We start from the raw sequence: 12,943 nt of genomic DNA on the forward strand, positions 1-12,943 counted from the left end.
GTGCAGGCCGGAGATGCGTGAGTGCAGGCCGGATACGTGAGTGCGGGTCGTCCGACGTCCGTCAGGTGACGGGACGGCGGTAGACCTGCCGCGAGCCGCCTTCCGGGCCCGGCTCTGCCGCCTCGGCGGGGGTGAAGCCCAGCGCTTCGTAGAAGACGCGGGCGCCGCTGGTCACCGCGCCCGGGTGGTCGGCTCCGAAGGTGATCACTTCGATGGTGCCCGGCCCCCGCACGAACCGGCGCGATGCCTCGTCCATCAACGCACGGCCGACGCCTGTGCCGCGGCCGCCTTCGGCCACCACCAGCCAGTGGACGTGAAAGACCGGCGCCTTCGCCCCGAACAACAGCCCGCCGACGAGCCCCGATTCCGCGGATTCGGCGACGAGCGCCGTCGAGCGGCGAATGTGCTCGTTCACGGCGTCGTGAAATCCAGGTTCCCCGACCATCGGTCCGAACCAGTGCTCGACCTCGGCGGCCAGCGCGAGAAAGCCCGGGAAGTCACGTTCCTGCGCGAGTCTGACGATCACCCGGGCAGTGTGCCAGACGCGATGACCGCTGCCGGATGCGGCACCTGCACCTGCCCGCCCGTACCGTCGATTCACGCAATTCACGACGGCGCCGCCGATGAGTTTTCGGGGCGGGGCCCGTCTGTAGGGGTATGGAGACGCACACACTCACGACAGCCGGCGCGGACCTCGTCTACGACGTACGCGGGCCGCTTCCGGCATCCGACGGGCGCCCGCCGTTGTTCATGATCGGGCAGCCCATGGACGCCACTGGTTTCGTTTCGCTCGCCGCGCGCTTTCCCGAGCGGACCGTGATCACCTATGACCCGCGTGGCCTGGGTCGCAGTACTCGTAAGGACGGCCAGGTCGACCACACGCCGCACACGCAGGCCGACGACGTGCACGCCGTCATCGAAGCGCTGGGAGCCGGGCCGGTCGAGATGTTCGCGAGCAGCGGTGGAGCCATCACCGCGCTCGCGGTCGTGGCCGCGTATCCGGCCGACATCACCACCCTGGTCGCGCACGAGCCGCCGCTGATCACCCTCACACCGGACGGCCCGGCGGCCGTGCGGGCGCGGGCCGGTGTCCGGGATGCGTACGAGCAGCGCGGGTGGGGCGCCGGGATGGCCGCGTTCGTGGCCATGACCTCGTGGGAGGGAGAGTTCACCGACGCGTACTTCGCGCAGCCCCCGGCCGATCCCGCCGCGTTCGGGATGCCCACCGAGGACGACGGCTCGCGCGACGATCCGCTGCTGTCCGACCGGTCATGGGCCGTCAGCAGCTATCGGCCCGATGCCGCGGCGATCGCCGCCGCGCCGACCCGCGTGGTGATTGCCGTGGGCGAGGAGTCCAAGGACGTGCAGACCGGACGCACCTCCGTGGCGACCGCCGAGCTGCTGGGGCAGCAGGTGACCGTCTTCCCGAGCCATCACGGCGGTTTCCTCGACGGAGAGTTCGGGTATCCGGGGAAGCCTGACGAGTTCGCGCATCGCCTGCGGGAGGTCTTCGACGGAGCCTCGTAAGCCGACCGCGCCGGCGGCCGCGCTTGAAGCTAGGGTTCCGCACAGCAACATCGTGAACCGGAACCAAGGAGCAGACGTGAGCGAGCCGGCGTCCAACGCCCTGCAACAAGAGATCGCCCGGGACCTGCAGGTCGCCCCGACCTTCGAGGCCGAGGAGGAGATCGAACGCCGGACGGCTTTCCTTGCCGAGCGGCTGACCTCGACCGGCCTGCGCTCCCTGGTGCTCGGCATCAGCGGCGGCGTCGACTCCACCGTCGCCGGCCGGCTCTGCCAGCTGGCCGTCGAGCGGGCCCGGGCGGCCGGGCACGAGGCACGCTTCTACGCGATGCGGCTGCCCTACGGGACGCAGGCCGACGAGCACGACGCCCAGCTCGCCCTCTCCTTCATCCAGGCCGACCAGGTCCTGACGGTGGACATCAAGCCCGCAAGCGACGCCGCGCTCAGGGCCACGCTGGACGCCGGGGTGAGCTTCCGCGACGAGGCCCACCAGGACTTCGTCAACGGCAACATCAAGGCCCGCCAGCGCATGATCGCCCAGTACGCGGTGGCCGGTGCCCGTGACGGTCTGGTCGTCGGCACGGACCATGCCGCCGAGGCGGTCACCGGCTTCTTCACCAAGTTCGGCGACGGCGCCGCCGACCTGGTCCCGCTCACCGGCCTGACCAAGCGGCGGGTGCGCGCCGTCGGCGACGCGCTGGGCGCGCCCGCCGAGCTGGTGTGGAAAGCTCCGACGGCCGACCTGGAGACGCTCTCTCCGGGCAAGACCGACGAGGACGCCCTCGGTCTCACCTACGACACCATCGACGACTTCCTGGAAGGCAAGCCGGTGGACGAGCAGGCCTTCGAGGCGATCACCAGCCGCTACCGCCTGACCGACCACAAGCGCCGACTGCCCCTGGCCCCCTGAACGGCTGAGCGGCTGAGCGGCTGAACGGCGCCGGGACGATCGTGTCCCGGCGCCCGTCCCTCTGTTCAGGCTGTTCAGGGCGCGGTGATCTTGACGCCGTCGATCACCCAATACCAGTTGTTCCCGCCGGTGTAGCGGAATCGGACCTGAGCCTTCCGGGCGCCTGCCGGAACCTGGAGGGCGATGTTCTCCACCACGGAGGGGGTGTCCGCGGTGTAGGTCTTCACCGTGACCGGGGCCCCTCCGTCGTACGAGACGAGCACCTCACCCCGCTGCGGGGCCTGCTGACGGTAGTACGTCGTGTAGGTGAGCGTGGTCAGGGCACCGCCCCGCACGTCGTACGAGGGGCTGACCAGCGTCGAGTCGAAGGTCCCCGAGAAGGTCTTGTCGGTCCATTCGTCGCCGTCCGCGACCGCGAAGACGTTGCGTGCGCGGATGTTGAGTTCACGCCGCTGGTCGCGCTCGGTCTTCGTCCAGAACTCGTCCGTGGTGAAGGACCAGCCGCGCCACTCGGTGATGCCGCCCGCGCCCATCCGGGAGTTGTCGACGCTCCAGCCGCTCGGCGGTGTGTGCGTGAAGCCGATGGTCCCGGCGCCGACGGCGGTCTCGTCGACGGGCCCCGCCAGCTGTGCCCGCAGGGCGTCGAAGGCGTCCGGGGCAGGCTGCTGCACCGGGCGTCCGTCCAGGCCCCAGGCCGGGTCGATCGCTATCCCCAGGTGGGCGAGCGCGCTCGCGGCGATGTCGGGCATGCGGACGTCGTGGCGGACCGAACCCGGCGTGACCGTGCCGCCCGTGGCGATCATGAAGGTCTGCCGTTCGGGCCAGCTGGAGCCGCCGTGGCCGCCCGGGTCGGTGTGCCCGTGATCGGCCGTGACCATGATGAGCCAGTCCTCTGCGCCGTACGTGGCGCGGGACTTGACCGCGTCGACGATCTGGGCGACCCGGGTGTCGGCGCCGTGGATCGCCTCTAGATAGGCCTGGCTGGCGGCGCCGCTGTCATGACCGGCGTGGTCGATGTCGTCGAGCTGGACGAAGACCGCGTCGGGGTTGCCGTTCTTGATCTCGGCGACGGCGCGGGCGGTGGTGCCGGCGTCGTACTCGGCAGACGGCGTGGACACCCGCGCGTCCACCTTCGCGGAGAAGATGATGTCGGTGATCGGGTTCCAGGACGCCACGGCATAGGTACGCAAGGACGGCTTCGCCGCCTCGATCCGGGTCAGGAAGTCCGGGTACGCGGCGAGGTTGTGTCCGGTGAATTCGTTGTTCACGACCCTGTGCTTGTCCGGCCACACGCCCGTGATCAGCGTCGACCAGCCGGGGCCCGACGACGTCGGTGCGAGCGGTTGTGCGTAGATGCTGCTCGGCGCGGTCAGGCCCGCGTCCATCAGGCCCTTGAGCGCGGGCGCGTCGGCGTCCTTGATTCTGTTGAGCAGGGCGCCGTCCAGGCCGATCACCAGAACCTTGGGCGTCTTGGCCCGCCCTCCGGCGGAGGCCGACGCGGCGCCGGCGAGCGAGCCGGCGGCGGCGAGGGCCGCGGCAGATACGAGGAGCGAGCGGCGGGATACGCCCTGACGGAATATGCCGTGCGACGACACGTGATCCTCCATACGGGGAGAGCGGGACGGCGGATGCACGCCCAACGCCCCGGCAGAGCAGAGGCGTTGGGGCTAGACCCGTTACCGTTTCGCTATCCTGGTGTATGCGGTCGAGCGGGCACCAGGACTCCCCGTGTGAACACTTGGATCAAGTGGTGAACCCCGCCGTGAACGGCCGGTTTCCACTACGCCGTCGGCGATCTCGGTGCGCGCCGGGAACAGACGGTCGGGCCGACGCGGTTACATCGACCGAGTCGTGGCAGGGATGCCGTGCGCTCGGACCAACGCTTTTGTCGAACCAAGACGTATATCTGCAGGAGGACACCTTCATGCCCGACCGACCCCTGACGCTCATGGCCGTGCACGCTCACCCCGACGACGAAGCCACCAGCACCGGAGGAGTCCTCGCTCAGTACGCGGCGGAAGGAATCCGCACGGTTCTCGTGACGTGTACCGACGGCGGCTGCGGTGACGGGCCGGGAGGCGTCAAACCGGGCGAGCCCGGGCACGATGCGGCAGCCGTCGCCCTGATGCGTCGCCAGGAACTCCAGGAGAGCTGTGACGTCCTGAAGATCAGCGATCTGGAGACGCTGGACTACGCCGACTCCGGGATGATCGGCTGGCCGAGCAACGAGGCCCCCGGCTCCTTCTGGCAGACCCCCGTGGAGGAAGGCGCCGCCCGGCTCGCGCAGCTCATGGAGCACTATCGCCCCGATGTGGTCGTCACGTACGACGAGAACGGTTTCTACGGCCACCCCGACCACATCCAGGCCCACCGCATCACGATGGCGGCGCTGGAAATGACCGAGCTGACCCCCAAGGTGTACTGGACGACGATGCCCCGCTCGGGGATGCAGCGGTTCGGTGAGCTCATGCGCGAATTCCATCCGGACATGCCGGAACCGGACCCCGCCGAGGCCGCCGCGATGGCCGAGATCGGCCTGCCCGACGATGAGATCACCACGTGGGTGGACACCACCGCGTTCAGCGGCCAGAAATTCGACTCACTGGCCGCGCACGCAAGTCAGGGCGAGAACATCTTCTTCCTCAAGATGGGCAAGGAGAGGTTCGGCGAGCTGATGGGCGTGGAGACCTTCGTGCGTGTCCGGGACACCACAGGCGCGGCACTACCCGAGAACGATCTCTTCGCCGGACTGCGCTGAGCCGCCGTCCGACCCCCTCCGCCCGTCCGGCTCCCCGGGGCTCCTCGTCCGCCGCACGGCGCGATCGGGGGGCCGCCTGCGGTTCGGGTACGGCACCGACGCCGCGCGTCCCGCGTCCCCAAGGGATGCCGTGCGTTCCGGCGGCGTCCTGCCCGCGCCTGCCTTCCCCCGGGCGGGCGCGGCCTCGGCGCGCTTGATCCGGTCCGCTCCGGCGTCACCGCTCGGGGACGGGACGGGCGCCTGCTCGGCCGCAGGTTCCTAGATGTGCCCGATTCCTCGTGGAACCTCGTGTCTCCGCGTGCAGACCTCTGCCGGCTTACGTGAGCGCCAGGGCCGCCGTGATCGTCTTGCCGGTCGACTCCACCTCGACGTCAAGGCGCGAGCACAAGCGCTCGATGACCATCCAGCCATGGCCGCTCGGCCTGCCGCGCACGGCGGGCTGGCGCCGTGGCACATCGGTACTGCCGTCGCTCACCCGCAGCATGAGCTCGTCGCCGTTCAGGTGAACACTGAAACGGGTCAAGCCGCCCGCGTGCAGGAGGGCGTTGGCCGTCAGCTCACTGACCACGAGCAGCGCGTCATCACGCAAGCGCTGCGCCCGGGGCACTGGCAGACCGCAGCACACCTCCACCAGGACTTCACGGACCGCGGATCGCGCATCCGCACAGCTGATGTCCTTTGCTTCCACTGTTTTCACTGCCTCGATCACGCCCATCGCAGCGTTGGTCCTCTCCCCGTACATGCCCAGTCACCGCTCTCGTGTCCGTCGGTATCTCTCCGCCTGCCCGGAGCGGTCAACCTCACACCCGGCCCGTTCCACCGCTCATCCCGATCGGTAGATCTCCCGGTGGATCCCCTGGTCATCCGGGTGGGTACATGTGGGAGGCTCACGGAATGGTTCCCGACAGACAGAGCATCGATGTCACCCGGCATGACCGGGTGACCGTCGTTTTCTTCCGCAACGAGCTCGACCTCGAAGACACCACCGAGGCGACGCTCGCGCTGTCCCGTGCACTCACGGACGCCGGCACCGCAGGGACGCTACTCGATCTGGCCGACCTCACCTTCGCCGACAGCACCCAGCTCAACGTGATCCTGCGCGCACACGCCGAGCACCAGGACGCACAGCGCCCCTTCGTCCTCGCCGGCCCCTACCATCCCGGCATAGCCCGCCTCTTCGAGGTCACCGGTGTCACCACCGTCCTGGAGCTGACCGACACCCACAGCGATGGTGTGCGGCGCGTGCAGGCACTCGACTCCGCCAAGACCTCCGCGCCTGACGAAGCCGGTCACTGAGCGGGCCGAACTCCTCGGAGTCGGAGCAGTGGACCGGTCACAGCCTGAGTGCGGGCTACAGCTTTGTTCTGGAACGCGAACCGGCCCCAGCGGGTGTGGGAGGCGCGGGTACCCCGCGCCGTGAGCCTCGGGGGCTGATGAACCACGCACGTCCGGCCCAGCGTCCGATACGCCGGAATCGTGCGGCAGTCTGTCTCACACACGAACAGGGGTGGGCCCGGCCGTCCAGGCCGGGCCCACCCCTGTCTGCTGCCGCATTCAGCGGCCGCGCACCGCCCTGGGGGCGTTCAGATGTTCATCACCATCGGTACCAGCGTCCCTTGCGACCTCCGCTGGCAGCGGGCCGGATCACGAAGCCGAGCAGCCACACCACCAGAACGACGACCGCGATCCACCACAGCGCCTTGAGGGCGAAGCCCGCGCCGAAGAGAAGCAGAGCCAGAAGAAGAACTACGAGCAGGGGAACCATTGTTATTACCTCCTGGCCACCATCTGCTCTTAACCCACACCTACAAACACACAAAAAGCGCGTTTCTTTCGAGACGCAGGGGGCATTCGTCCGTCCGCTGGAATGCCCTCTTCCACTCCGTTCATGCAGCTCGGCCCCCGCCGGGCCCCTGCCGCGGCCGGTGAAGAATCGAACACCGGGCGTTTCACCGGACGTTGAACGGCAACACGGTCCGCATGGCTCAAGAGAGAAGACCCTCTGCAAGCAGCGCCGGTAGCGCCGGGAGCACCCGGAGCACCACCAAGCAGACAGCCGCCAAGGGGCGGTCCGCCGCGAAGACAGGAGCACGCAAGGTGAACACCAACACCGCTGCACAGAAGGCGAAGCAGGAATCGGCCGAGGCCGCCGACAAGGCGAAGGATTCCGCCGCCGAGGCCGCCGACGCGGCCGGATCCGGTGCGCACTCGTTCAATGTCGCGACCCAGCGTGCGAAGCAGGCGGCAACCGCGGGCATCGCAAGCGGCGGCAAGACGGTGGCATCGGCGACCGGCAAGGTAGCCTCCACGGCGGTCGCCGGCTGGACTCTGGTGAAGAACCGCAAGGCCATAGCCGCGGGGGCCGCCGCAGGCGTGGTCAGCGTCGCCGGTGTCGCCTTCACCGCCGGACGCCGCACGGCCAAGGTCCAGGGAGGACCGCTGACCCGGCTGACCCATGGCCGCATCTGACTTCTGCCGCACAGACCCAACCACTGCGGGCGTCGGGGCGGAGAGAGGGATCACCCCTCCTCTCCGCCCCGACGCCTGCATGCGCATGCCGACGCATGCCGGGTTGCTCACCGTGAACCTGACGGTCAGACACCACTCGATGAGCCCAGCAGACCCGCTGTCCGTCGACAGCCCTGCACGGACGAAGTGGCCCGCGGTCAGGAAGGCTGGACCTCGTCGAAGAGGGCGAGGGCTTGGGCGGGGTCAGGGCTCACGAGACGTTCCAGACCGGTCGTCGTGATGCTCGCCCACCGGCCGGCACGCGCCCACATCCGCTCCTCGAAGGTACGGACGGCCGCATCCAGATCCGAGGGGCCTGCGGCGATGGCCTCCGCGAGTTCGGCGCCCTCCAGCATCGCCAGGTTCGCGCCCGCCCCCAGCGGAGGCATCAGATGGGCCGCGTCGCCAAGGAGCGTCACCCCGCGCACATGGGCCCAGGTGTGGGACACGGGAAGGACGTACAGGGGGCGGTGGACGAAAGACGTGCCGCGGCGCAGGAGGTCGAGGACGGGAGCGGCCCAGCCCTCGAAAAGGGCCAGCAGGCCTGCCCGTACGGCCTCGGCATCAGCCTCGGCAGCGGCCGGGTCCGGTGCCGCGTGCTCGTTCGAAGCTGTCCGCGGGTCGGGGTGCGGGCGCCGGTCCTGCTCCGTGCGGTACTGGGCGTAGACCTTGACGTGGCCGCCGCTGTTGCGCTGGGCGACGACCGCGCGATTCACCCCGTACACGGCCACGGAACCGTCCCCGACCAGCCGGGCGAGGTCGGGGTGGCGGGTGTCGACGTCGTCCAGTGAGGTTTCGACCAGGGTGACGCCGGTGTAGTGCGGCGTCACGGACGAGAGTGCCGGGCGGACCCTGGACCAGGCGCCGTCTGCGCCGACCACAAGGTCGAATGTCTCCTGCCGCCCGTCGGCGGTGCGGACGAGCACACCGTCCGCGCCCTGCGGCACGATCTGCGTCACGGCCCGGCCCCACTGCACGTCCACAGGCCCCAGCAGCAGGTCACGGAGGTGTCCACGGTCGATTTCAGGGTTGGCGCGCTCCCCTGCCCGTGGCCGCCAGTCGCGCAGTACGGATCCGTCCGTATCCAGGATGCGCATCGCCTGCCCCTCGGGACGCGACAGCGCCCGGAACTCCTCCAGCACCCCCGCCTTCTCCAACGCCAACTGCCCCAGCCCCGTATGCAGATCCAGCGTGCCGCCCGCAGGACGGGCATCGCGGCCGGCATCACGCTCCAGGACCGTGACCGGGCACCCGTGCCGGTGCAGGACGCGGGCAAAAGCAAGGCCGGCCGGGCCGGCGCCGACCACGGCGATACGATGTCTCATAGCGATACACTGTATCGCCGAGACGACGCAGCGCAACAGTACGGTGTGACCATGACTGTGTGGGACCGGCCTGAGCCGCCGACTCGCCCCGTGCCGCTCGATCGGGAGCGGATCGTGGCCGCCGCCATTGCCCTGGCCGACGAGGGCGGGCTTGCGGCGGTGTCAGTGCGCAAGGTCGCCGCCCGTCTGGACGCCGGCCCGATGCGGCTGTACGGCTACATCTCCACCAAGGAGGAGCTGTTCGACCTCATGGTGGACGAGGTGCAGGCCGAGATCCTCCCCGAGGAGCAGCCCGGCGACTGGCGGGAGGCCCTGCGCAGCCTCGCCCACCTCACCAGGCAGGCCGCTCTACGTCATGAGTGGCTGGCCGATCTGCTCGGCGGCCGCCCGGCCATGGGTCCCAACGGCCTCGCCGTGGCCGAGGCCACGCTGGCCCCCCTCGACGGCCTCGCCGACATCGACACCGCCATGCGTGCCGTGGAGACAGTCAGCGCCTACTTCACCGGCGCGATCAGACGCGAGATCGCGAATCTGCGGGCCGAGCGGGCCACCGGCCTCTCCAAACACGACTGGCAGCGCGCCCGCGGCCCGCACATGACGAAAATGCTGGCCACAGGCCGCTTTCCGACACTGGCCAAGGCCGTGCACGACGGCACGGACATGGACGCCGAGACATCCTTCGCGACGGGCCTGGACTGGGTCCTCGACGCCGTGGCCGGCAAGCTCACCCGACCGCAGGCCTGACGCCGGAGAGGCCGAAGTTGCTGCACGGCTTGATCAGCGGCTCCGCCGGAAGGACATGTCAGGTGACGCGTGGGCGGCAACGCCGCAACTCGGGCGTCAGCTCGCCCGTCGCGAGCTCGTCCGCGACGAGCCGTCCGACGGTTGGCGCCAGGCCGATCGCGGAGTGCATGACCGCTACATAGGCAGAGCGAGCGCGCGTGGCGTAGCCGATGAGGGGGCCATGTGCGGGCATGGGGCGTCGCGCGGCGCGATATCCAAGGAGTCGGCACTGCTCGCTCCCGCGAAACGCCGCCCGCATCCGGCGGAGTGCCTCTTGCACGGCCTGATCGAGGGGCGCCGCTTGGTCCGCGACGCGTGGCACCATCAGCAGTTCGCCGTCGCGGGCTTCCCGGACCTCGAAATCGGGGCGGGCCACGATGGTTCTGACCAGGCCGGGCGGTGCTGTGATCCGCGCCAGGCAGGCCGGGGACGCGGTGATGGGCAACTCGACCGGCAGCGGCTCACACAGCGCGGGGACGCTGGTTCCGGCAGTGAGCACGACCGTTGCGGCAGGGTGAGGGCCGGTCGAGGTCAGCACTCCCCCGACGCGCTCACCGGACATCTGCAAACCGGTGACGGCGGTGTCGTAAAGCACGGTTGCTCCGTGGGCGGCGGCCGCTGCGACGAGTGCCCGGGTCAGCGCCGTCGCATCGACGCCGATGTCACCGGGAACGTGGATGGCCTGCTCGGGCGGGTGCCGGAGGCGGGGCTCCAGGGCGGTGATGTCGCTTCGCCCGACACGGAATTGGCCCGGCCCCGGCCGTGATGTCTCAGCGGGTTCGCCTCCCCAGGTCAGCGACCCGGTGTGGCGTACGGTGACTTGGGGCAGTTCGGCTTCCAGCCGCCGGTGGTCTGCCAGGACGTACTCGCGCAGGTCCAGCGCTCCGCCGGGCCACTCTCCTCGTGCGCCGCTGACCCAGGCGAAGGAGTCCGCGGTAACTCCGGTGGCCGGCGCAGGCCCCTGCTCGAGCAGGGTGACAGGGACGCCTCGCCTCGTCAGGTGGTAGGCAACCGAGGCACCCACGATTCCCGCACCGACCACGACAACAGCTGACATGAGGTCCTCTCCGACAGCTCGACGGCCGCTCCGGCTGTAGCTGCAACCGCAGGAACACAGTCGGGCCGCCTGCCGGAGAGCGCAACGGGTTTTGGGTCACCCGGAGTGCGTCGGCGAGGCGGCCCTGGCCACCGTTGTACGGGGCCGGCACCGGACGAGACCGAGTGCGCCGTCCCGGCAGGACAAACACTCCGGGTGTCAGTCGTCCACCCGCTCCGTCAGACGGACGGTCACGGTGTCCCCTTCCTCCTTACCGATCGCCTTGCGCACTTCCGCCTTCACCGGCAGCTTGTGGGTGCCGTCTCCGAGAGCCATGAACGAACTCCGGAAGGGATGACTGTCGATCGTGCCCCGGACCTTCACCAGGCCGCGGGTGCCGAAGAACTCGGCCGATTCGGGCCACACGACGTAGGTCCAGCCACCCTTGTTCGGGCTCTTCTGCAGGATCGCGGTGAACTGCTTGTCCATCATGGGTACCGCCCGTTCAGAGAGTCTCGCTGTCACCCATAAGACACCGGCGGGCGAGGAAACTCATCGCCCGCCCCATCGGCCCAGCGCCGCGCGTGTGGGGTCAGGTGCGAGCCGGCGCCTCGCCGACCCCGGCGGGCCGCTCGTCGGCGGGCGCGTCGCCGTCGGTGGCGCGCACCGCGGGGATGAGCGCCGCGACGGCGGCGGACACCAGCGCGACACCACAGCCGATCATCAGGCCGGTACGGAATCCGTCCTCGGAGGCGAAGGTGAAGTCGCCCATCGTGGTGGTCATCTGGGCCAGGACGACGCCGATCACGGCGGAGCCGATCGTGGTGCCCAGGGAACGCATCAAGGCGTTGAAGCCGTTGGCGGCAGCCGTCTCGGAGAGCGGTACGGAGCCCATGATCAGGGCAGGCATGGCTCCGTAGGCGAGGGCGACACCGCTATTGATCACGATGCCGGCGACCATGATGCCCCAGGCCGTGCCCATGAGAGGCAGCGCGACCCCGTATCCGACAGCGATGACGACGGCGCCGCAGATGAGGGCGACCTTCGGACCGCGCGCGTTGATCAGCTTTCCGCCGAGCGGTGAGATGAGCATCATCATGATGCCGCCGGGGGCGATCCACAGTCCGGCCGCCAGCATCGACTGGCCCAGGCCGTAGCCGGTGGTCTCGGGGAACTGCAGGAGCTGCGGCGCGATCAGCATGAAGGAGTACATGCCGACACCGATGAGGATGGAGGCGACGTTGGTGAGCAGGACGCGCGGGCGCGCGGTGGTCCGCAGGTCGACCAGCGGGTCGCGGGTGCGCAGCTCGTAGAAGCCCCAGGCGAGCAGTGCCACGACGGCGACGGCGAACAGTCCCAGTGTGGTGCCCGAGGCCCAGCCCCAGTCGGCGCCCTTGGACATGGCGAGCAGCAGCGAGACGAGACCGATGGCGAGGCCGACCGCGCCGGGTGCGTCGAAGCGCTGCCCCTTGGCCGCCGCCGGAGCGTCCGGCACGATGATGAAGATCATCAGGCCCACGATCAGGGCGAGTACGGCCGAGCCCCAGAAGAGCACCCGCCAGTTCGCGTACTGCGCGACGGCTGCGGCTATCGGCAGGCCGATGGCTCCTCCGATGCCCATGGACGCACTGACCAGCGCGATGGAGCCGCTGAGCTTTTCGGCGGGCACGACGTCCCGCAGCAGGGCGATGCCGAGGGGCACCATGCCCATCCCCATGCCTTGCAGGCCGCGACCGATGATCATCGGCACGAGGGACGAGGAGAGCGCGCACACCACCGAGCCGACGATCAGCGGCACGGCGCAGATGAGCATCATGCGGCGCTTGCCCACCAAGTCGCCGAGGCGGCCGGAGACCGGTACGCACACGCCCGCGACCAGCAGGGTGACTGTCACCACCCACGCCGCGTTCGACGGCGACGTGTCCAGCATCTGGGGAAGTTCGGCGATCAGCGGTGTCACCAAGGTCTGCATGATCGCGGCGACGGTGCCGGCGAGCGCAAGGGTGGCGACGACGGCGCCCGCCCGGCTGCTCGACTCGGGGGCGTCCATGACGGGCTCCTCTATCTCTTCAACGTATGCAACGATGTGCAGCATACAC

Annotated in this window: 14 protein-coding genes; 6 read left to right on the forward strand and 8 right to left on the reverse strand. The window is 69.6% G+C overall.

The window, feature by feature from the left end; all coding sequences use genetic code 11:
- Positions 1–61: 61 nt before the first annotated feature.
- On the reverse strand, positions 62–526 hold the full coding sequence (locus IE226_RS04640) for a GNAT family N-acetyltransferase (RefSeq protein ID WP_190079701.1): 465 nt from the start codon (positions 524–526) through the stop codon (positions 62–64).
- A 131-nt stretch (positions 527–657) separates the two neighbouring features.
- On the opposite strand from IE226_RS04640, the gene IE226_RS04645 reads away from it, so the two are divergent.
- Both IE226_RS04645 and nadE read left to right on the forward strand, forming a co-directional pair.
- A complete protein-coding gene (locus IE226_RS04645) occupies positions 658–1,527 on the forward strand; it encodes an alpha/beta fold hydrolase (RefSeq protein ID WP_190079702.1) in 870 nt (289 codons plus the stop codon).
- Between the two features lie 76 nt (positions 1,528–1,603).
- Positions 1,604–2,434, forward strand: coding sequence for an NAD(+) synthase (gene nadE / locus IE226_RS04650; RefSeq protein ID WP_190079703.1), 831 nt, complete (start codon positions 1,604–1,606; stop codon positions 2,432–2,434).
- Positions 2,435–2,508: 74 nt separating this feature from the next.
- On the opposite strand, the gene IE226_RS04655 is transcribed toward nadE, so the two are convergent.
- Entirely contained in the window at positions 2,509–4,029 is a 1,521-nt protein-coding gene (locus IE226_RS04655) for an alkaline phosphatase family protein (RefSeq protein ID WP_229870492.1), read from the reverse strand.
- A 329-nt stretch (positions 4,030–4,358) separates the two neighbouring features.
- Between IE226_RS04655 and IE226_RS04660 the strand changes: the two genes are divergently transcribed.
- Complete coding sequence (locus IE226_RS04660) at positions 4,359–5,192, forward strand: PIG-L family deacetylase (protein WP_190079705.1); 834 nt, start codon at positions 4,359–4,361, stop codon at positions 5,190–5,192.
- A gap of 316 nt (positions 5,193–5,508) precedes the next feature.
- Here IE226_RS04660 and IE226_RS04665 read toward each other — a convergent pair whose 3' ends face one another.
- A complete protein-coding gene (locus IE226_RS04665) occupies positions 5,509–5,907 on the reverse strand; it encodes an ATP-binding protein (RefSeq protein ID WP_190079706.1) in 399 nt (132 codons plus the stop codon).
- 179 nt (positions 5,908–6,086) lie between these two features.
- Between IE226_RS04665 and IE226_RS04670 the strand changes: the two genes are divergently transcribed.
- Entirely contained in the window at positions 6,087–6,488 is a 402-nt protein-coding gene (locus IE226_RS04670; protein ID WP_190079707.1) for an STAS domain-containing protein, read from the forward strand.
- Positions 6,489–6,786: 298 nt separating this feature from the next.
- Here the strand turns inward: IE226_RS04670 and IE226_RS04675 are convergent, their stop codons facing one another.
- On the reverse strand, positions 6,787–6,957 hold the full coding sequence (locus IE226_RS04675; protein WP_055701566.1) for a hypothetical protein: 171 nt from the start codon (positions 6,955–6,957) through the stop codon (positions 6,787–6,789).
- A 332-nt stretch (positions 6,958–7,289) separates the two neighbouring features.
- Between IE226_RS04675 and IE226_RS04680 the strand changes: the two genes are divergently transcribed.
- Positions 7,290–7,661, forward strand: coding sequence for a hypothetical protein (locus IE226_RS04680; RefSeq protein ID WP_190079708.1), 372 nt, complete (start codon positions 7,290–7,292; stop codon positions 7,659–7,661).
- A gap of 197 nt (positions 7,662–7,858) precedes the next feature.
- Here the strand turns inward: IE226_RS04680 and IE226_RS04685 are convergent, their stop codons facing one another.
- Entirely contained in the window at positions 7,859–9,025 is a 1,167-nt protein-coding gene (locus IE226_RS04685; protein ID WP_190079709.1) for an FAD-dependent oxidoreductase, read from the reverse strand.
- Between IE226_RS04685 and IE226_RS04690 the strand changes: the two genes are divergently transcribed.
- Positions 9,017–9,769: a TetR/AcrR family transcriptional regulator gene (locus IE226_RS04690; RefSeq protein WP_506417416.1), complete on the forward strand. Its 753-nt coding sequence runs from the start codon at positions 9,017–9,019 to the stop codon at positions 9,767–9,769. The genes IE226_RS04685 and IE226_RS04690 overlap by 9 nt on opposite strands.
- A gap of 58 nt (positions 9,770–9,827) precedes the next feature.
- Here IE226_RS04690 and IE226_RS04695 read toward each other — a convergent pair whose 3' ends face one another.
- The 3 genes from IE226_RS04695 to IE226_RS04705 form a co-directional block, all read right to left on the reverse strand.
- Complete coding sequence (locus IE226_RS04695) at positions 9,828–10,865, reverse strand: NAD(P)/FAD-dependent oxidoreductase (RefSeq protein ID WP_190079711.1); 1,038 nt, start codon at positions 10,863–10,865, stop codon at positions 9,828–9,830.
- A 198-nt stretch (positions 10,866–11,063) separates the two neighbouring features.
- Positions 11,064–11,333, reverse strand: a complete 270-nt coding sequence (locus IE226_RS04700) for a DUF1905 domain-containing protein (protein WP_190080072.1) — start codon at positions 11,331–11,333, stop codon at positions 11,064–11,066.
- A gap of 103 nt (positions 11,334–11,436) precedes the next feature.
- Complete coding sequence (locus IE226_RS04705) at positions 11,437–12,894, reverse strand: MFS transporter (RefSeq protein ID WP_190079712.1); 1,458 nt, start codon at positions 12,892–12,894, stop codon at positions 11,437–11,439.
- Positions 12,895–12,943: the final 49 nt, after the last annotated feature.

The organism is Streptomyces longisporoflavus (assembly GCF_014649775.1).
Classification (GTDB): domain Bacteria; phylum Actinomycetota; class Actinomycetes; order Streptomycetales; family Streptomycetaceae; genus Streptomyces; species Streptomyces longisporoflavus.